The organism is Bacillus sp. M6-12 (genome assembly GCF_002860285.1).
GTDB lineage: Bacteria > Bacillota > Bacilli > Bacillales > DSM-1321 > Peribacillus.
The window spans coordinates 113,972-132,729 of the sequence record NZ_PGVF01000014.1 but is presented as its reverse complement, the minus strand read 5'-3'; the positions used below and the strand labels follow the sequence as shown (position 1 = coordinate 132,729).

Here is an 18,758-nt window from a genome sequence, read left to right as displayed (position 1 = left end):
TTGATAATTCTCTCTATATAATGAATTTCTTAAAAAAAGAAAGAATTCCCTATGGTTATTCTTTTTTCCGGAGCTCGGCCGGAGTATATGTATTCGCCGGCACTGGAATTCAGGCTAAGCTGCATTTCCGGTGCCGGCAGCTACTATTGGTACTAAAGCTGGCTTCAAATAAAGGTTACTATCACCATTGCCACATATAAAATAGTCATATAGTTTAATGAATACACAAACATCAGTTTAGCCCACTTTAGATCATCCTTCATCTTATACCCACTGATTCCCAAAATAAGCCAGCCGATATTAAGAATAGTAGCAAGAATGACAAGCGGCATTCCGAGCGAAGTCATGAAATAAGGCAGCGGCAGCAAGAGCAGCACCCACATTGTCATTGAAACTTTTGTGCGCTTGAAGCCTTTTACAACCGGCAGCATTGGTATGCCAGCTGCGCGATACTCCTCACAGCGTTTCATGGCAATAGCATAGAAATGCGGCGGCTGCCAGATAAACATTACCAGAAACAAAATCCACGCCATTATGTCAAGGCTCGGATCAACCGCTGCCCACCCAATAAGCGGCGGAACGGCGCCCGAGATGCTCCCTACAATTGTATTTGATACAAAACGGCGCTTAGCTATCATTGTATAAAGGACTACATAAGAAAACACACCAGCCAGTCCGATGGCCGCGGCCGTCAGAGTGGTGAGCGCAAGAAAGATAGTACCAAAAGCAATAAATATCATGCTTAATGTTAAAACTCTGCCCAAATTCGCTTTGCCCGTTACGGTTGGCCTGTTCTTGGTTCTCTCCATTAAGTGGTCAATATCGCTGTCGTAATAGTTATTCAGGCTGCATGAGCCGGCAACTATAAGGGCAGATCCTGCCAATGTAAAGAACATTGTATCAAGACTCTCAAAGAAATGAGTACCGGTAAAGTGCAGTGCAAGCCACAGACCAGTAAAGGTAGTGATCATATTTGAATGGACAATGCCGATCTTAATGAGTGCCAAAAAGTCTTTAAAGGCAGTGGTTTCATGCATTGCAGGCCCGCTTTCTTGAATAGCGGCATCTGCATATGCTCTTGGTTCAGACATGTTTCTCCCCCTTAAAAAATATGAATAAATGTTCAAAAAACGCACATTATACCAATAATAAAACATTATTTCATACTTTTCTATATTTGTATCAACTTAAGCTTGGGTTCTTCAAATTTTATATAATATAGTTTTTAAGGTGAGAATAATGTTTTTATACCAGAAAAATAATATTTTAGCTTTCTCAATATATTAAATCATATTTTCTTATCCTTTTGTGAAATTTTTTTGTATTATTTTTGACCAATTGGTGACATAACCAAACAGGTAGTTTTTATCATCCGGTTCAGAACCAGGGTGCGGCCCGCCTTAAAGCTGCTCAAAAACCAAGTTAATAAAACGGGAAAATGTTCTTCTCGGATATCCCTTGAGCATTTTAACATACTTTTATACGAAGACTAAGCTTTTTTACTTTTCTTAATTTATTCTAGGAACTTGTAAATTCGCTGATATTTGTGTAATATCGAGAAAGTGCCTATAAATAAAATGAAACCATTCATTTACAAAAGAATTTTTATATGATAAATAAAAAGAAATATAGCATTACTCTTTCTTTTTATTCTCTCTAAAAATTAAATTGTTACAAGCAATTGAACTATTAATTTTAAAGTAGGTGGCATATACGTGCAACGGGCATTGAAATGGTTTGCAGTATTTACAAGTATTGGCATGCTTCTCATTTTACTTGGGGGCGCGCTTGTTACGAAGACCGAGTCTGGAATGGGCTGCGGAAACTCCTGGCCCCTTTGCAACGGAAAGCTTGTTCCCCTGCCTGAAGAAATTACCCCGGAAATGATTATTGAGTTAGCCCACCGGCTGGTTTCCGGAGGTGTCGGATTCATGGTATTAATCTTGTCCGTTTGGAGCTGGAAGACAATCGGGCACATCCGCGAAACAAAGTTCCTGTCAGTTCTTTCATTTTTCTTCTTGCTGCTCCAGGGATTAATCGGTGCGGCAGCTGTTATGTGGGGCCAATCAAAATTTGTTCTCGCCGTTCACTTTGGCGTCTCTCTCGTATCCTTTGCGGCAGTTTTGCTGCTTACCCTTCTAATATTTGAAGTAGACAAGAAATTCGACGCAGAAAAAGTAGTAATTGACAGCAGAATGAAATACCATACAATAGGCATTATTTCTTATAGCTTTATAGTAGTTTACAGCGGCGCGCTAGTTCGTCACTTAAACGCCAGCCTGGTTTGCCTTGATTGGCCGCTTTGCGAAAATAGCAGTTCTTTTATGCCTGGAAATTTGCATCAATGGGTGCAAATGGGACATAGAGCTGCGGCTGGTCTGATCTTTATCTGGATCGGATATGTTACGTATATCGCTGTTAGGCATTATAAACACCAAAAAGTTGTCTATGGCGGCTGGATCGTCTCTTTTATTCTAGTAACATTGCAGGTAATTTCGGGGGCATTTATCATTTTTTCCCGGGTTAATTTATACATAGCCCTTGCCCACGCTCTATTTATTTCCTGCCTGTTTGGAGTATTAAGCTATATGTTGCTGCTTACTTCCAGGAGTAAAAGAAATGCAATTGCGCTTGACGAAAAAGCAGCAGCTGTTAAACCACAGGATAGACTTATCCCTCCCGTAACAGCTGCAGGGCAATAAACAAAGCTGTGTTGGAAAGCCATCGGTACTTGCTGGACTTAATCATCCAGGAGGCAATATTAAATGTATACGAATTAGAAGCTCACGTTGGGCTTCTTTTTTTGGGGGAAAAGGGGTGGAACTGCGCCAGATAGAAAAATCCATTAAATTACATGAAAATCCCTTAGTTGTACCGTGTAGCTTCGCTAACATTGTGCAGCATATTCAAAACTGCTGATTCTTATATCAAAGCATTGGTGGCAGTATAGACTCCTGCTTGTTTGCTGTAATAAAAGTTTGATTGGAGGACTTCCCTCCCTGTTTGGGTCAGGACATATCCTGAAATTTTAGGCATAGAAATAGGGGCTGACGGATCAGCCCCTATAAGCTATATTATTTTGATATTTCAATTAGTAAATCCCCGGTTGAAATCGCTTCTCCATTTGCAATGTAAATTTCTTTTATTTCACCTGAAAACGGCGCCTGGACCGTTGTCTCCATTTTCATGGCCTCAGTTATGATTAAATGGTCGCCTCTGGTAACCTTATCCCCTTTTTCGACCAATACTTTGATAACTGTCCCCGGCATGGTTGCACCGATATGTGTTTCTTTTTTCAGATCAGCCTTAATCTTAGAAGCAACCGCTGATTTAACACTTTCATCCTTTATGATGACTTCACGCGGCTGGCCATTCAGCTCGAAGTATACAACCCTGGTTCCGTCGGCATGAGGCTGCCCTAGAGAAACCAGCTTAACAATCAGCGTTTTTCCTGTCTCAATCTCCACTTCTATTTCTTCACCAAGCTCCATACCATACAAGAATGTCAAAGTATCAAGATTAGAAACGTCGCCAAATTGCTCTGATGTTTTTACATACTCAAGAAAAACCTTTGGATATAGAGCGTATGCGAGTGCATCATAGCTTGTAACCGGTCTTCCGATTTCCTTAGATAGCTTTTCCTGTAAACTTGTAAAATCGACATCATCCAGCAATTCACCTGGTCTGACGGTTAGAGGAGTTTTCCCTTTCAGGATAACACGCTGCAGTTCTTTCGGAAATCCACCATGCGGCTGGCCCAGATGACCTTCAAACAGTTCAATAACTGAATCAGGAAAATCCATGGTCTCTCCTCTTTTCAGCACATCTTCTTCCGACATATCGTTTTGGACCATAAAGAGAGCCATGTCACCGACGACTTTGGAAGATGGTGTTACCTTTACAATGTCACCAAACATTGCATTAACACGCTGGTACATTCCTTTTACTTCTTCCCAGCGGTTTCCAAGCCCGACTGCTTTTGCCTGCTGCTGAAGATTGCTGTACTGTCCACCCGGCATTTCATGCTCATAAACCTCTGTATGGGGAGACATCATCCCACTTTCAAAGTCTTTATAGTACTTCCTGACAACCTCCCAATAACGGGAAAGCTTTTGCAGTGAGTTAATGTCTGCATCAGGCTGCCTGCTGTTGCCCTCCAGCGCATAATAAAGTGTTTCCGAGCTTGGCTGTGATGTAAGTCCGGCCATTGAGCCCAAGGCTGTATCAACTATATCAACTCCTGCCTCAATCGCTTTAGCATACATATATATGCCATTTCCGCTTGTATCATGGGTATGCAAATGAATTGGAATGGCTACCGTTTCTTTTAGTTCACTGATAAGACGATAAGCTGCTTCCGGCTTAAGCAGTCCTGCCATATCCTTGATCCCAAGAATATGAGCTCCCTGATTTTCCAAGTCTTTTGCGAGATTTTTATAATATTTAATATCATATTTTGCTCTTGACGGGTCATTAATGTCGCCAGTATAGCAAATGGCAGCTTCTGCTATCTTACCGGAGTTACGAACCGAATCGATGGCCACCTCCATACCTTTAACCCAGTTGAGGCTGTCAAAGATCCGGAATACATCTATGCCAGCTTCGGCTGATTTTTCAACAAACTCTCTGATTACATTATCAGGGTAATTTTTGTAGCCTACGGCATTGGAAGCCCTGAGCAGCATTTGGAACATTACATTAGGAATTTTCTCGCGAAGTCCCAGCAGCCTCTCCCAGGGATCTTCTTTTAGAAAGCGGTATGCGACATCAAATGTTGCCCCTCCCCACATTTCAAAGGAGAAAAGATTAGGCAGCAGTTTGGCAGCCGGGTCGGCAATATGCATGATATCGGTTGTCCGGATTCGCGTTGCGAGCAATGATTGATGGGCATCCCTGAATGTGGTATCTGTTAGCAAGACCTCTTTCTGATCCTTTACCCATTTTACGAGTCCATCGGCTCCTTGTTGATCAAGTATTTGCTTTGTACCGCTTTGAACCGTAAATTCTTTTCCAAGTGCCGGGATGATCGGTTTTTCAATTACCGGTTTCTTCTTTTTCTCTATCCCCGGGAACCCATTCACAGTCACATTTCCGATATAAGACAGCATTTTTGTCCCGCGGTCCTTCCTTAGCGGGAAATCAAAAAGCTCAGGTGTAGTATCAATAAAGGATGTATCATATTGTCCGGTCTTAAATTTTTCGTGCTTTACAACATTTTCAAGGAAAGGGATATTGGTTTTTATCCCTCTGATCCGGAATTCCTTCAGGTTTCTGATCATTTTGGACGAAGCCTGTTCAAATGTAAGTGCATGGGTAGATAGCTTAACTAGCAGGGAATCATAATATGGCGTGATGATAGCCCCCTGAAATGCATTCCCGGCATCAAGCCGCACACCAAACCCTCCGCCGGAACGGTAAGCCATAATCTTACCTGTATCAGGCATAAAATTATTTAACGGATCTTCAGTCGTAACTCGGGATTGGATTGCATATCCATGGGTTTTAATCTCCTCCTGGACAGGAATGGCAAGAATATCCCCGTGAATATTATGGCCTTCTGCAATGAGAATTTGGGATTGAACAATATCGACTCCAGTAACCATTTCGGTGATGGTATGTTCCACCTGTACCCGCGGATTTACTTCGATAAAGTAAAATTCCCCGTCAGCAACCAGGAATTCAACCGTTCCTGCATTCACATAATCAACATTTTTCATCAGGCTTACTGCCGCATCGCAGATCTGTCCCCTCAGCTCATTTGGGATAGAAACGGACGGAGCAACCTCTACTACCTTTTGATGACGGCGCTGAACAGAACAGTCCCGTTCATAAAGGTGGACGATATTCCCGTGGCGGTCGCCCAGGATCTGGACTTCAATATGTTTCGGTTTTTGAATTAGCTTTTCAACATAAACTTCATCATTGCCAAAAGCTGCTTTTGCTTCAGATTTAGCCCGGTCATACGCTTCTCTGACTTCCTCAAGCTTGTTGACGATCCTCATTCCCCGCCCGCCGCCGCCAAGAGAGGCTTTGATAATAATCGGGAAACCTTCCGCCTTACCGAATTTGATGATATCCTCAAGACTTTTTACAGGGCCATTGCTTCCGGGTATGACCGGAATATTTGCCAGTTCAGCCTGTTCCCGTGCTTTAACCTTATCGCCGAACATATCAAGATGCTCTGTATCAGGGCCGATGAAAATGATCCCCTCTTCCTGGCAGCGTCTGGCGAAATGGATGTTTTCCGATAAAAATCCGTAACCCGGATGAATGGCATCCACACCGCTATTCTTTGCTATTTGAATAATGCCTTCGATATCCAGATAGGCATCGATCGGTTTTTTTCCTTCACCGACCAGGTAGGCTTCATCCGCTTTATACCTGTGATAAGCGCCAGAATCTTCCTTTGAATAAATTGCAACAGTTCTAATGTTTAATTCTGTACAGGCGCGAAACACACGGATTGCAATCTCTCCTCGGTTTGCTGCCAAAACTTTGGTAATGCGTCTTTCCATTCCTACACCTCGTTTATGTATTTTTATATAAAGCAGAAACCTGATCAGCCCCAGATCTTGGGATGAATATAATATTTAGCCATTAGTCTGCAAGGTTCAGAGCTGAAGCTTTAAACGCCAGTACTTTCTATAAATTATGTATTCGTTCAGCTTTTAACCGGTACCCGATTTTGTCCCTGACCAGTCTTCAATCCGCCTGAAAATTGCTCTTATCAATATTTTAATACTATTTTTCTAATATAGCGAATTTAATGAATAATCATTAAAAAAAGTATATAAAAAAACTCAAACAATCCGCAAGAAAATTGTTTGAGTTTAAGTGTAGCCTTATTATTTTTTCATTGAAGCTTCATGTAAGGCTGACAATTCGTGTTCAAGCGCTTCAAGAAGTTCCTTTCCAACAGTCTCTTCGACTAAACCTAATCGGACAGCAAAATCTATTTCACGTGATAAGCCAAACATTTGTGTATCTAAAACCTCTTCATAAAGAGGGCATTGAGGCATAGTCAGATTATCCATTTGTACTTTTATCAGCTTTAAAATCTTGTCAGCATCCGCTTTTAATAAAGCGTATGCTCTTTCCTTATGGTTGACAAGCATTTCAGACGTCATATTTAAATCCCCCCTGCTTCCAGAGCGATTACTATTCTTATCTTTAAATTTTATACTTACTTTGATAAAAAAGCAAGGGAACGACAGGACAATTTCATTATTCACACTGTTTTTTGTGACAATCACCCATAAAGTGCTTATACTGAAAAGGTAACCTCGCAACGGAAGGATAGATTTTGATGGAATCAATTATATTATTGACAGGAAATGTAAATTTTCCGATTACACTTGACCCGGGAGTATGGATCTTTGACGACAGAAAAGTCGATCTTACTACATACTTCCAGCCAGAGGAAAAGAAGAACAATGAATTGGAAGAATATACAAAGGCGGTATCGGAACACTGGGATAGGGAAATCCGTGAAGGCGCTGTATTTCCGCCGACTCTCAAAACGGAAAAAAAGTATGAAAAGGAACGAATTCTGACAGGGACATTCGGAATCCCTTTTAAGCCCTTTTTGGACAATTCGGTTCCTAGGGAAAACGCCAGGGAACTGATTGTTGAGACATCCGCTGGAGAATATACTTTTCCACTGGAACAGGCTGAAGATTTTGTTCTGGGTTTTTCCGCAGAAGGCAAGCCACTGAAAGAAGAAGGCCCGGTATACGTTTATTTTGGAGACGGCAGCAATGCAGAAAATCCAATTAAAAGAGTTTCAAAATTCAAAGTAAGATAACAGCTATACAAAAGACCTGGAAAACGCAGGGTATTATCTCCTTTCGTCTGCCAGGTCTTTTGTATTAAAGTAAATTTGCTGCAAGCTGCGCAAGGCCGGACCTTTCACCTTTGATAAGCTTAATATGTCCAGCAATCTGCTGTTCCTTGAATTTTTCAACCACATAAGTTAATCCATTATTATACTCATCCAGATAGGGATGGTCGATTTGCTCCGGATCGCCCATTAAAACAATTTTGCTCCGTTCACCGACACGGGTTAATATCGTTTTCACTTCATGCTTTGTCAGGTTTTGCGCTTCATCAATAATGATAAATTGTTCTGGAATGCTTCTTCCTCTAATATACGTTAGCGCTTCCACTTCAATTGATCCCATTCCAGCCAGAATGGCGTCAAGTTCTCCTGGTTTTTTCGTGTTGAATAAATATTCCAGATTATCGAAAATCGGCTGCATCCATGGGCGAAGCTTTTCTTCCTTTTCTCCTGGGAGATACCCAATATCCTTTCCTACCGGTACAATTGGCCTTGCTACAAGCAGTTTTTTGAAATACCCCATATCCTCTGTCTGCATCAGGCCGGATGCTAAGGCTAGCAATGTTTTTCCGGTCCCTGCTTTGCCTATCAGGGTAACCAGTGGCAAATCTTTGCGCAACAAAAGCTCCATAGCCATTGTTTGCTGAACATTGCGGGGCTTGATTCCCCATATATGATCATGGTCAAAAACCAATTTCTTAACTTTTTTCCCAGAGGGATCAACTATGGCAATAGCTGAAGCCGATCCACCCAGTGCATTTTTCATAATTAAAAATTGATTAGGGTACAATTGTTTGGCAGTGACTTCTGACACCTTTAACTCTCCAGCTGAATAAAAAAGATTCAGAACCTCCTGAGCAAGATACACTTCCACAAAACCGCTATAAATATGGTCTAGCTCAACAACTCTGTCGCTAAGAAAATCTTCCGCTAAAAGGCCAATTGCATCAGCTTTTACCCTGACAAGGGTATCTTTGCTGACGAGAATAACCTGCCTGCCATTTTCCTTTGTATCTTCTTCTAATGAAAGGTTCTTGGCCACAGCCAAAATCCTGTTATCATTTGTCTTTTCAACGAATATTTCCTGTAACTGCTGAAACGAGCGATGGTTTAATTCAATGCGCAATGTGCCTCCATTGTGGAGGGGGATACTTTCGTGAAGTCTGCCCTTTTCTCTGAATCCGTCTATTAGCTTTGACACTTGACGCGCATTTCTTCCGATTTCATCCATGTACCTTTTTTTTGAATCTACTTCTTCTAATACCACCGCGGGAATGACCACTTCGTTTTCCTCAAAAGAAAAGATCGAATACGGATCCTGCAATAATACATTTGTGTCTAATACATAGATTTTGCTCAATACGATGCCCCCTGCCCGTAATATCCTAAAAGCCCCGATTAAAAAGAGCAATCAGCTTTGTTGATTCCTTATGCTTTAGTTTATGTTGTGGACGAGACTGTTGCTAAAATATATGTCCATTTGTGTAAAGATAGAAGAATATTTACAGGGAAGAATAGGGGTGGGTAAAAATCCTCAGATATGATGTGCGATAAGTAACATGTCCGGCATGGAGGCAAAAAAAAAAAACTCGCCAAATTGGCAAGTTTTTTTTTGCTGTTTAGGCTCTGTTCCTTATTGCTTCCAGAACTTGTTTATCAAGCTTAGCAGCAGCATTTTTGTCATAGGTTTTATCATATTGAGGCTCAACTGTGATCTTTGATCCGTAGAACATAATATCTCGTACCTCGCTAATTGCTACTTCGACAAGGGCAAGCTTCAAAGGCACACCTTCCAGCTTTTGCTCAAGAATGGAAGCTTTGCCGCTGATGGAATACGTTGTTTCATTGGCAATTAAAGTAAAGGCAGCGCTCGGATTATTCACGAGGTTTTGGACAATCCGTGATCGATTATCAACGGCAAATCGAATTGCGTCCTCCGAATGGGCGTACACCCAGGAAATAGCATTTACATTCGGGCCTCCTGTTTCATGGTCTACTGTAGCAAGAATTATATAATGTTCTTTTTGCAGTAAATCAAATAATGGTTTAATTAATTTCGGTTCAACTTGATTGGCCATAATAATGCCTCCAATTATCTATATTCCTTGATTATTTCCGCTTTCATAAGTATATGAAATCCTTTTCGCGGTTTCAAATATTCTTGCCTGAATAATCATGATATACTAATATCATAACTGAATTAGTAAAAGAGGTGTACCATTTGAGAGTAAAATGCGTAATCTGCGATAAGATTGAATCAATAGAAGATGATTCTCCACAGGCAAAAAAACTTAGAAACCGGCCCATCCATACATATATGTGCATTAGCTGCCATTCCCGTATTGAAGAAAAGACCAACGCTCGTATTGCTACAGGAAATTTCCGTTTGTACCGCTCCGTAAACGAAGAGGATGAATGGTAAAAAGCTTCTGGAGAGGATCATTGTCCGGATTGCTGGCCGGAACGATTCTCGGCATGATGATGAAATACGTACAGCATATTACCGAAAAAGAAATATACACGCTTTTATTGAATGTTGATTTCATCCCCTTCCTGGATAATCAGAATTTTGGGGAACCGATTGAATTTATTTTCCATCTCGCCATCTCCTTCCTGCTCGGAGGAGGTTACTGTATACTTATCGCTTCATCGAAAACAGAAGCGATGAGTGGCAGGATAAGGCTAGCAATCAGTGTCACAATTCCGGCCATTTTGTTGTATTTTCCATTATCAGTACTGGCTGAGGTTCCAATTGTTAATTCTAACGATTTGCATTCCTTTTATTATTGGATGTTATGCCATCTAATATTTGCGCTTCTGCTCGCTGTTATCAGCCGGCTTATAGATTCTATTTTCCCCTAAACCACAATAACAAGAAAGCCCCTTGCCAGCTGGCAAGGGGCTTTCTTGTTACTCATAATTTGCATATTTCTCTGGTTCTTCTTCAATCTGGTTCAGCATAATGTCGATGAGTTCCTCGGGAAACCGGACTCTTTTTGCTTCGCCCCGCTGTTTAAAGTTAATAAAATACATTGGCGGTTCTTTTGTGATGACCATGTCTGACACAGCATGTTCATCAGCAAGCATATGCTCGAACAGCTCTGTCGTTTCATGAGCGGCAGTGTCATCAGGCCGTGCCAGATTGACAACTTTTATCGTCAGCCAATTATATAATGTATCCTGCAGCGATTTCATAGGCTAGCTCCCCTGCTCAGCCTGCTGTTCATCCTGACGGCGATGACGGCGGAACTTGTAAGCTCCCAGAAACAGGGCAGCGACGACAAGCCCTTCTGCAACGGGCAGGAATACTGCAAAGAATGTCAGGACTGTACATCCCAAAGCAAGTGAAATATAAACAACAACATTCTTCAAAAGGGGCAGCTTTCGGGCAAATCCCAAATTATAAACGAGAATGGACAAAAGCACAATTGTACTGTATAAAAGCCACATTCCCAGCTGAGTCTGGTCCTGATTTTCACCGATTTTATAAAGGGCAGCAAAAAACGTTAAACGTTCTTCAATCATCCTTTACCCTCCTAGTTTCTCACTTCGAATTATTACTGTTCAGCGTACTTTTTCTTTTTCTGTACTCTTTCACGTTCATTTTTATCAAGAATCTTCTTGCGCAAACGGATTGATTCAGGAGTTACTTCGCAGTACTCATCATCATTCAGATACTCAAGTGATTCCTCAAGTGACATGATTCTTGGTTTTTTCATTGTTGTTGTTTGATCTTTATTGGCTGAACGCATGTTGGTCATTTGTTTAGCTTTTACGATATTAACCGTTAAGTCACTCTCACGGTTATGTTCACCGACAATCATACCTTCGTAAATATCTGTACCCGGCTCTACAAAGATTACGCCGCGGTCTTCAACCTGCATGATACCGTATTGCGTTGCTTTACCTGATTCCATGGACACAAGAACACCTTGTCGTCTGCCGCCCACCTGGCCAGTAGCCATTGGCTGATAGCTGTCAAATGTGTGGTTCATAATGCCATATCCGCGCGTCAATGTAAGGAATTCAGTAGAGTATCCGATCAAACCGCGTGCTGGTACATTGAATAATAGACGGACTTGTCCGCTTCCATTATTGATCATATCCAGCATTTCGCCTTTACGGGCACCGATAGATTCCATGATAGCGCCAGTATGCTCTTCAGGAACGTCAATTTGAACACGTTCAACTGGCTCACAGCGAACACCGTCAATTTCCCTTACGATAACTTCCGGCTTTGAAACCTGAAGCTCGTATCCTTCACGTCTCATATTTTCAATCAAGATGGATAGGTGAAGCTCACCGCGTCCGGAAACTATCCACACATCCGGTGAATCAGTGTCCTCTACTCGTAAGCTGACATCTGTTTCAAGCTGTGCTTTTAATCTTTCTTCAATTTTTCTTGCTGTAACAAACTTCCCTTCACGTCCTGCGAATGGGCTGTTATTTACAAGGAAAGTCATTTGCAGTGTAGGTTCATCAATTCGAAGAACAGGAAGAGCTTCCTGCTGGTCAACCGGTGTAACTGTTTCGCCTACGTTAATGTCTTCCATCCCGGAAACTGCGACAAGGTCGCCCGCTACTGCTTCTTCAACTTCGACTCGCTTCAGTCCGATAAAACCAAAGATTTTTGTAACACGGAATTGTTTAACTGAACCATCAAGCTTCATTAGGGCTACCTGCTGGCCTACCCGCATAGTTCCGCGGAATACACGCCCAATTCCGATACGGCCTACATAATCGTTATAATCAAGCAGAGCAACCTGGAACTGCAGGCCTTCTTCTCTATTGTCAACAGGTGCCGGGATATTTTCAATGATCGCTTCAAATAAAGAACCCATATTTTCTTCCTGGTTTGCTGGATCAGGATCCGGACTTGCCGTACCATTGATTGCAGATGCATAAATAACCGGGAATTCAAGTTGTTCTTCATTTGCACCTAGTTCAATGAATAAATCCAAAACCTCATCAATAACCTCTTCAGGACGGGCAGAGTCTTTATCAATTTTATTTACAACAACAATTGGTGTAAGCTTTTGTTCCAATGCCTTTTTTAACACGAAGCGTGTTTGAGGCATTGTGCCTTCGTATGCATCAACAACAAGCAGAACGCCGTCAACCATTTTCATAATTCGTTCTACCTCGCCGCCAAAGTCAGCATGTCCAGGCGTGTCTAAAATATTTATTTTTGTATCTTTATATTGAACAGCCGTATTTTTCGCTAGAATTGTGATTCCGCGTTCTTTTTCAAGATCGTTAGAATCCATTGCACGTTCTTCAACATGTTCGTTTGCACGAAAAGTACCTGATTGCTTCAATAGTTCATCAACCAGCGTTGTTTTACCATGGTCAACGTGGGCGATAATGGCTATATTTCGAATATCATTGCGTGATTTCAACAAATTCACTCCTAATATATATTAACTTTTTCATTAACCTAAGTATTATATCACAAACACAGTAGAATCAAAGAAAGAAATTCTGTACAATGAATTAATAGAGGTGAAACCATATGAACATCAAGTGGAATTTTCTATTTCTCGCCTTTCTCGCTGCCGCCAGCATGGCTGGAATTGGCATTTCTGTCGGTGAAAGAAGCACGATTGGCATAATTGTCTCCATAATAGCGTTAAACGCCATCATGGGTTACGGATTTGCCGCAAAAAAGAAAATGAGAGACCAAGGAAAATTGGACTAGCCGTAATTATTATTGCCAATTTTCACTATTAAAAAACGAACGCTGTTGGCGCAGAAGAAAACCTTGTCATCTTGCTGACAAGGTTTTCTTCTGTCGGCTATAATTTTTTCAGAACCCTCCTTAAATTCCGTATGGAGGTCCCTTTCTTAATAATCAGCCAAATATTTTTTTATAACTTCTTCATGCAGGCCCGGTTTGCAGGCAAAAACTGAACTGCCATTTTTTAAGTCCAGCGGTTTGCCGCGCAGGTCAGTAACCACGCCACCGACTTCCTCAACCAAAACCGCTCCCCCTGCTACATCCCACGGAGCAAGCCTTAGAGAAATATATCCGTCAATACGGCCAGCAGCAGTGTAAGCCAATTCAATGGCAGCAGATCCGTATGAACGGGTACCTCTTATATCCTTGACGAGTTTCGCTAAAATGGCAGGGTCGATTCTTTTATTTTCCGTTACCCAGGTTGCATTCAAGGATAGAATCATATCACTTACCGGCACGGTCTCCAACGCAGGAAGCTTTACATCATTCATGTAGGCCCCCTGGCCTTTGGCTGCATGATAAAGTTCATCATGCACTACATCATATATCAGCCCGATTTTTCCAATTCCATCTTCATACACGCCAATGGAAATAGCGAAATTCCGCTGCTGATGGATGAAATTCATTGTTCCATCAATCGGATCGATAATCCAGACGATTCCCGCTAGATTTTTTGTTCCTTCTCCCATTCCTTCTTCACCAAGGATTTTGTGATCAGGGTATTTTTCTTTTATTTTTTCTATGAAAAACTCTTCTGTTTCCTTATCCATATTTGTTACAAGGTCGTTCCGATTCGATTTTGTTTGAATGTTCAGCTTTTCCTTAAATGACTCTCTTAGCCTTTTTCCGGCTGTTTTCGTCCATTCTTTCGCATATGTATCTATTTCCTTCCAGTTGGCCATTTAGCTGTCCTCCGGTTCATTAGTAAGTCGCTAAGCGTCATTCATTATAATTCTATATATAGGGAATTTTTATTTAAAGATTAATCGATTAATCTTTTCCCATCAAGTAATTTACCTTTTAAGCAAAAGCGCCCGTTGAGAAAGGACTGCTAAGAGCGACAGGGTTATAACTTACTCCGTGTTACAGCCTTCGTCCAGTGGTAGGAGCTTTTTTTCTATGTGTACTTCTTCAAAAAAAATATGCTTTGGTTAGCTTAACGTAAAAAACGGGCCCTCATTGTATGTACAGAGCCCGTCTATAGCATGGTATATTGTTTGTCGTCGACTATTGATAGCATCTGATGCACTTTACTCCTTTTTATTTCAATTCCTTACCAATGCCTACAAAGCCTTTAACTTCAACAGCTCCAGGCGGATTCTCTCCAATCGCTGTTTGCATTGAGACTGTTTGGATTCATTTTCTTCACTTAACGCTTCAAACAAAGTCGCTAATTCATAATCCATTTCCATTTTAAGCACCGCTGCTCTATGCTTTTCTACTTCCTTGGCTTTCGAAGCCTGATTCATTACCTGTTTCATATATGAAACTCTCCCTTCATTATAATCAGTTTACCGAATTTTCTGTCTTTATTTTGTTATTATAATATGACGGTTGTCAGTTTTTCGCAACAAAATTGTACTTTTACCTATAACTTTTAACTTTTTGGCTTGTCAAGTCCGTTCTTTTGTTAAAAAGAAATTCATTATGCTAAAATAAGTTTAGAATTAATATAGAAGGAGGAGCCATTATGCCCTTAACCGGATTTAACGCTGCCGATTTTAATGTGTTTAAAATCGGAGGTTTAGAGCCTCGCATGGAAGCGATAAAAGAGAGGATCCAGCCTAAACTTTTAGCACTCGGGGAACACTTCACCGCTGAACTTTCCATCCTCACTGGAGATGAAATGTTTCCGCATGTAGCCAAGCACCTTAGAAGGACAATTAATCCCCCGAATGATACATGGGTTGCTTTTGCCGGCAATAATAGGGGGTACAAAATGCTGCCTCATTTTCAGATTGGACTTTGGGAAACACATGTGTTCATTTGGTTTGCAGTCATTTATGAAGCTTCAAATAAAGCAAAGTTTGGTGAAGTGCTGCAGCAGCATGTTTCAGAAATCAAAAACAGCATTCCTGATAATTTCGTCTGGTCGGCTGACCATACTAAGCCGGGAGCTATCCCCCACAGGGATCTGAATGAACAAGATCTGACTGAGATGTTTCAAAGGCTTCAGACCGTAAAGAAAGCCGAAATCCTTTGCGGAATGCATATTCCCCGAGAAGAGGCTGTGATGCTTTCCGGTGATGACTTTGTAAAATCTGTTGCTGATGTATTTGTGAAATTAATACCCTTATATAAAATGTATTAAACATGATAGCAAGCTTGCATTCATGAGCTGTAAGCGGAAATATAAAGACTTTAGCTTTTTTATGCGAACTGTTACACGTTAACAATTAGTAAAAAAGGGTGCGGCAAAAGCATGCTCTCGCGGCAATAATAAAGCGGGAGTTTTTTCAATGCTTTGCCGTACCAGTATCCTTGAACTTTTCCTAAGAAAGTGATATTTCACCTATTTTTGATGCACTAATCATTTCTTTAATCGCCTCAAAGTCATTTTTTTCAATTAGATCGATAATCCGGCTTCCTACTATCACCCCGTCACAGGCCTTGATGGCTGCTGCCACATGCACGGGGCTGGAAATTCCGAATCCGGCCAGTACTGGGATTGGGCTTAATTCTTTCACCTGTTCAAGATAGCTCGTTACTTCCTGTGAGAAGGTATCTCTTGCACCTGTAATACCCGTAATCGTTACTGCATATAAAAATCCCTCCGCTGATTTTGCCAATTTTGCAATCCGTTCCTTCGTGCTAGTGAGTGTCACGAGCCGAATCAAGGCTAATCCTGCTTCTGCCAAATAGTTTGAAATGATTTCTTCTTCCTCATAAGGGAGATCCGGAATGATGCAGCCGTCGACACCCGCAGCTTTACAGTCACCTGCAAACCGGGGAATTCCGTAGGCAAACACCGGGTTCAAGTATGTCATTAGTACAATCGGAATCTTAACTTCTTTTCGTATTTCCTTTACATGCGCCAGAACAAGTTCAAGAGTGGTGCCATGTTCCAAAGCGCGCTGCCCCGCCTTTTGAATTGTTGGCCCATCTGCCACCGGGTCGGAAAAAGGAATTCCCAATTCCACTGCAGTTGCCCCCGCTTTTTCAAAAAACATGAGCTCCTTCTTCAGCTTTTCAAAGCCTCCATCCCCCGCCATTATATATGGAATAAAAGCTTTTCCACCCTGCTTTTCCAATTCTGCGAAGGCTTCCTGTATTCGCTGCTTCCCCATTATTCATTCCCTCCTAATGCTGCACGCACTGTTTCTACATCTTTATCGCCTCGTCCTGACAGGCAGACAACTATGCTTTCTTCTTTGCCCATTTCCTTTGCCAGCTTAAGGCTATACGCAAGAGCATGTGAGCTTTCAAGTGCCGGTATGATTCCTTCCTTCCGGGAAAGCAGCACCAGTGCATCAAGCGCTTCTTGATCGGTAACGGAAGTATAGGTAACCCGTTCTATATCCTTCAATAAGCTGTGCTCAGGCCCTACACCCGGATAGTCCAATCCTGCCGATATGGAATGTGCTTCCTGGATCTGTCCATGAGCATTCTGCAGTACATACATCATGCTGCCGTGCAAAACGCCAACCTGGCCTTTAGTTAAGGAAGCCGCATGTTTATCTGTATCGAGACCGCTGCCTGCAGCTTCAACGCCATATAATTTAACTTCCTCATCCTCGATGAATGGATAAAACATTCCCATCGCATTGCTTCCCCCACCAATGCATGCAATGACAGCTTCCGGAAGCTTGCCCTCCAGAGTTAGATGCTGAGCTCTTGTTTCCGTCCCTATCACACTCTGAAAATCTCGGACTATTAACGGGAACGGGTGCGGTCCCAGTACAGAACCCATAATGTAATGAGTATCCTGGACATTAGCCACCCAGTAACGCAGCGCTTCATTCACAGCATCCTTCAGCGTTGCGCTTCCCTGTTCAACGGAGACCACTTTCGCACCCAATAGCTCCATCCGAAACACATTCAGCTTTTGCCGGCGGATATCTTCTTTTCCCATAAAAATGACGCACTCAAGATTCAATAAAGCACAGACGGTAGCCGTCGCAACTCCGTGCTGTCCGGCTCCTGTTTCCGCAACCACCTTTTTCTTTCCCATTCTTACTGCCAGCAGCGCCTGGCCAATTGTATTGTTAATTTTATGGGCACCGGTATGATTTAAATCTTCACGCTTTAAATAGATTTTTGCACCGCCCGCATGTCTGGTCAGGTTTTCTGCCAAATAAAGAGGCGTTTCTCTGCCGATATATTGCCTAAGATAATGCTGAAGCTCCTGCTGAAATCCTTCATCCTGCTGTGCCTTGCAATACGCTTCCTCCAGCTCTACTACTGCACTCATTAATGTTTCAGGAACATAGCGTCCCCCGTATGGTCCGTAATGGCCTTTTTTATCTGGCTGTGCATATACTGCCATGTCTGTCACTCTCCTCTAATTGTTGGAATGCTAATTTTGCTTCTTCTATAAAAAGAATTATTTTAGCTCTATCCTTTATTCCATTTGTTTCTACGCCGCTTGATACATCAACTGCCACTGGCCTTACTCTCAAGATTGCTTCTTTTACATTCTCAGGGGTTAGCCCGCCTGCAAGGATTGTTTTATCTTTTGGAAAATCATTTTCTTCTAAAACGGCCCAATCAAAAGAGGTTCCATTCCCGCCCCTGTATTTTCCTTTAGGGCTATCAAATAAATAAAAATCTGTTTCAAACATGCTGGCTTTGTTCAGATCGCTTTTGTTTTCAATTCCAAATGCCTTGATAACAGGCACAGTTATCTTTTGGGCAAACGCGGCACTTTCATCGCCATGCAGCTGAACATAATCCAGTCCGGCAGTTCGAACCGTTTCCTCAATAATATCCAATTCTTCATTTACAAAGACGCCAGTCTTCTTCACATGCGCGGGTATCTTTTCTATAATGGCTTTCGCCTGTTCAGGTGTTATCTTCCGCTTGCTCTGCGCAAATACAAAACCGAGCATATCGGCTCCTGCATCACATGCTGCCTGTGCAGCTTCAAGCGTGGTGATACCGCAGATTTTTATGTGCATAGTCTGCCTCCTTGCATCGTAATACTTTTCAAATCCTTCACATCTGTTAGTGTTGTTCTATTATAAT

At 41.8% G+C, this 18,758-nt stretch carries 19 protein-coding genes; 6 read left to right on the top strand and 13 right to left on the bottom strand.

The window, feature by feature from the left end; all coding sequences use genetic code 11:
- Positions 1–164: 164 nt before the first annotated feature.
- A complete protein-coding gene (gene cyoE, locus CVD28_RS15805) occupies positions 165–1,091 on the bottom strand; it encodes a heme o synthase (RefSeq protein ID WP_101593498.1) in 927 nt (308 codons plus the stop codon).
- Positions 1,092–1,715: 624 nt separating this feature from the next.
- Here cyoE and CVD28_RS15800 point away from each other — a divergent pair.
- Positions 1,716–2,702: a COX15/CtaA family protein gene (locus CVD28_RS15800; RefSeq protein WP_101593495.1), complete on the top strand. Its 987-nt coding sequence runs from the start codon at positions 1,716–1,718 to the stop codon at positions 2,700–2,702.
- A gap of 372 nt (positions 2,703–3,074) precedes the next feature.
- Here the strand turns inward: CVD28_RS15800 and pyc are convergent, their stop codons facing one another.
- Entirely contained in the window at positions 3,075–6,515 is a 3,441-nt protein-coding gene (gene pyc, locus CVD28_RS15795; protein WP_101593493.1) for a pyruvate carboxylase, read from the bottom strand.
- Positions 6,516–6,845: 330 nt separating this feature from the next.
- Positions 6,846–7,127, bottom strand: coding sequence for a YlaN family protein (locus CVD28_RS15790; protein WP_101593490.1), 282 nt, complete (start codon positions 7,125–7,127; stop codon positions 6,846–6,848).
- Between the two features lie 179 nt (positions 7,128–7,306).
- Between CVD28_RS15790 and CVD28_RS15785 the strand changes: the two genes are divergently transcribed.
- Positions 7,307–7,804, top strand: a complete 498-nt coding sequence (locus CVD28_RS15785; protein WP_101593488.1) for a hypothetical protein — start codon at positions 7,307–7,309, stop codon at positions 7,802–7,804.
- 64 nt (positions 7,805–7,868) lie between these two features.
- Here CVD28_RS15785 and CVD28_RS15780 read toward each other — a convergent pair whose 3' ends face one another.
- Both CVD28_RS15780 and CVD28_RS15775 read right to left on the bottom strand, forming a co-directional pair.
- On the bottom strand, positions 7,869–9,197 hold the full coding sequence (locus CVD28_RS15780; RefSeq protein ID WP_101593486.1) for a PhoH family protein: 1,329 nt from the start codon (positions 9,195–9,197) through the stop codon (positions 7,869–7,871).
- 259 nt (positions 9,198–9,456) lie between these two features.
- Entirely contained in the window at positions 9,457–9,915 is a 459-nt protein-coding gene (locus tag CVD28_RS15775; protein WP_101593484.1) for a pyridoxamine 5'-phosphate oxidase family protein, read from the bottom strand.
- A 143-nt stretch (positions 9,916–10,058) separates the two neighbouring features.
- On the opposite strand from CVD28_RS15775, the gene CVD28_RS15770 reads away from it, so the two are divergent.
- Positions 10,059–10,259: a YlaI family protein gene (locus CVD28_RS15770; protein WP_101593480.1), complete on the top strand. Its 201-nt coding sequence runs from the start codon at positions 10,059–10,061 to the stop codon at positions 10,257–10,259.
- Positions 10,253–10,699 (top strand): hypothetical protein, encoded by a 447-nt coding sequence (locus CVD28_RS15765; RefSeq protein ID WP_101593477.1) that lies wholly within the window; start codon positions 10,253–10,255, stop codon positions 10,697–10,699. The genes CVD28_RS15770 and CVD28_RS15765 overlap by 7 nt, the downstream gene beginning before the upstream one ends.
- A 48-nt stretch (positions 10,700–10,747) precedes the next feature.
- Here CVD28_RS15765 and CVD28_RS15760 read toward each other — a convergent pair whose 3' ends face one another.
- The 3 genes from CVD28_RS15760 to typA are packed head-to-tail and all read right to left on the bottom strand — an operon-like array spanning position 10,748 to position 13,236.
- Complete coding sequence (locus CVD28_RS15760) at positions 10,748–11,032, bottom strand: hypothetical protein (protein WP_101593474.1); 285 nt, start codon at positions 11,030–11,032, stop codon at positions 10,748–10,750.
- Between the two features lie 3 nt (positions 11,033–11,035).
- Positions 11,036–11,362, bottom strand: a complete 327-nt coding sequence (locus tag CVD28_RS15755; protein WP_101593471.1) for a YlaH-like family protein — start codon at positions 11,360–11,362, stop codon at positions 11,036–11,038.
- A gap of 32 nt (positions 11,363–11,394) precedes the next feature.
- On the bottom strand, positions 11,395–13,236 hold the full coding sequence (gene typA, locus CVD28_RS15750; RefSeq protein WP_101593468.1) for a translational GTPase TypA: 1,842 nt from the start codon (positions 13,234–13,236) through the stop codon (positions 11,395–11,397).
- A gap of 113 nt (positions 13,237–13,349) precedes the next feature.
- Here typA and CVD28_RS15745 point away from each other — a divergent pair, with 113 nt between their 5' ends.
- The gene (locus CVD28_RS15745) at positions 13,350–13,535 is read left to right on the top strand and encodes a YlaF family protein (protein ID WP_101593465.1); all 186 of its coding nucleotides are present in this window, start codon (positions 13,350–13,352) and stop codon (positions 13,533–13,535) included.
- Positions 13,536–13,681: 146 nt separating this feature from the next.
- On the opposite strand, the gene CVD28_RS15740 is transcribed toward CVD28_RS15745, so the two are convergent.
- Positions 13,682–14,476: an inositol monophosphatase family protein gene (locus CVD28_RS15740; protein WP_101593461.1), complete on the bottom strand. Its 795-nt coding sequence runs from the start codon at positions 14,474–14,476 to the stop codon at positions 13,682–13,684.
- Positions 14,477–14,857: 381 nt separating this feature from the next.
- Positions 14,858–15,055: a hypothetical protein gene (locus CVD28_RS15735; protein WP_101593458.1), complete on the bottom strand. Its 198-nt coding sequence runs from the start codon at positions 15,053–15,055 to the stop codon at positions 14,858–14,860.
- Between the two features lie 209 nt (positions 15,056–15,264).
- Here CVD28_RS15735 and CVD28_RS15730 point away from each other — a divergent pair, with 209 nt between their 5' ends.
- The gene (locus CVD28_RS15730) at positions 15,265–15,885 is read left to right on the top strand and encodes a YktB family protein (protein WP_101593456.1); all 621 of its coding nucleotides are present in this window, start codon (positions 15,265–15,267) and stop codon (positions 15,883–15,885) included.
- Between the two features lie 181 nt (positions 15,886–16,066).
- Here CVD28_RS15730 and trpA read toward each other — a convergent pair whose 3' ends face one another.
- The 3 genes from trpA to CVD28_RS15715 are packed head-to-tail and all read right to left on the bottom strand — an operon-like array spanning position 16,067 to position 18,691.
- Positions 16,067–16,861 (bottom strand): tryptophan synthase subunit alpha, encoded by a 795-nt coding sequence (gene trpA, locus CVD28_RS15725; protein ID WP_101593454.1) that lies wholly within the window; start codon positions 16,859–16,861, stop codon positions 16,067–16,069.
- Entirely contained in the window at positions 16,861–18,060 is a 1,200-nt protein-coding gene (gene trpB, locus CVD28_RS15720; protein WP_101593451.1) for a tryptophan synthase subunit beta, read from the bottom strand. The genes trpA and trpB overlap by 1 nt, the downstream gene beginning before the upstream one ends.
- On the bottom strand, positions 18,035–18,691 hold the full coding sequence (locus tag CVD28_RS15715; protein WP_101593448.1) for a phosphoribosylanthranilate isomerase: 657 nt from the start codon (positions 18,689–18,691) through the stop codon (positions 18,035–18,037). The genes trpB and CVD28_RS15715 overlap by 26 nt, the downstream gene beginning before the upstream one ends.
- Positions 18,692–18,758 lie beyond the last annotated feature (67 nt).

Coding starts and splice junctions, on each gene's coding strand:
- cyoE (WP_101593498.1), bottom strand. CDS start 1,091: ATGTCTGAACCAAGAGCATATGCAGATGCCGCTATTCAAGAAAGCGGG.
- pyc (WP_101593493.1), bottom strand. CDS start 6,515: ATGGAAAGACGCATTACCAAAGTTTTGGCAGCAAACCGAGGAGAGATT.
- CVD28_RS15790 (WP_101593490.1), bottom strand. CDS start 7,127: ATGACGTCTGAAATGCTTGTCAACCATAAGGAAAGAGCATACGCTTTA.
- CVD28_RS15785 (WP_101593488.1), top strand. CDS start 7,307: ATGGAATCAATTATATTATTGACAGGAAATGTAAATTTTCCGATTACA.
- CVD28_RS15775 (WP_101593484.1), bottom strand. CDS start 9,915: ATGGCCAATCAAGTTGAACCGAAATTAATTAAACCATTATTTGATTTA.
- CVD28_RS15765 (WP_101593477.1), top strand. CDS start 10,253: ATGGTAAAAAGCTTCTGGAGAGGATCATTGTCCGGATTGCTGGCCGGA.
- CVD28_RS15760 (WP_101593474.1), bottom strand. CDS start 11,032: ATGAAATCGCTGCAGGATACATTATATAATTGGCTGACGATAAAAGTT.
- CVD28_RS15755 (WP_101593471.1), bottom strand. CDS start 11,362: ATGATTGAAGAACGTTTAACGTTTTTTGCTGCCCTTTATAAAATCGGT.
- CVD28_RS15745 (WP_101593465.1), top strand. CDS start 13,350: ATGAACATCAAGTGGAATTTTCTATTTCTCGCCTTTCTCGCTGCCGCC.
- CVD28_RS15740 (WP_101593461.1), bottom strand. CDS start 14,476: ATGGCCAACTGGAAGGAAATAGATACATATGCGAAAGAATGGACGAAA.
- CVD28_RS15735 (WP_101593458.1), bottom strand. CDS start 15,055: ATGAAACAGGTAATGAATCAGGCTTCGAAAGCCAAGGAAGTAGAAAAG.
- CVD28_RS15730 (WP_101593456.1), top strand. CDS start 15,265: ATGCCCTTAACCGGATTTAACGCTGCCGATTTTAATGTGTTTAAAATC.
- trpA (WP_101593454.1), bottom strand. CDS start 16,861: ATGGGGAAGCAGCGAATACAGGAAGCCTTCGCAGAATTGGAAAAGCAG.
- trpB (WP_101593451.1), bottom strand. CDS start 18,060: ATGGCAGTATATGCACAGCCAGATAAAAAAGGCCATTACGGACCATAC.
- CVD28_RS15715 (WP_101593448.1), bottom strand. CDS start 18,691: ATGCACATAAAAATCTGCGGTATCACCACGCTTGAAGCTGCACAGGCA.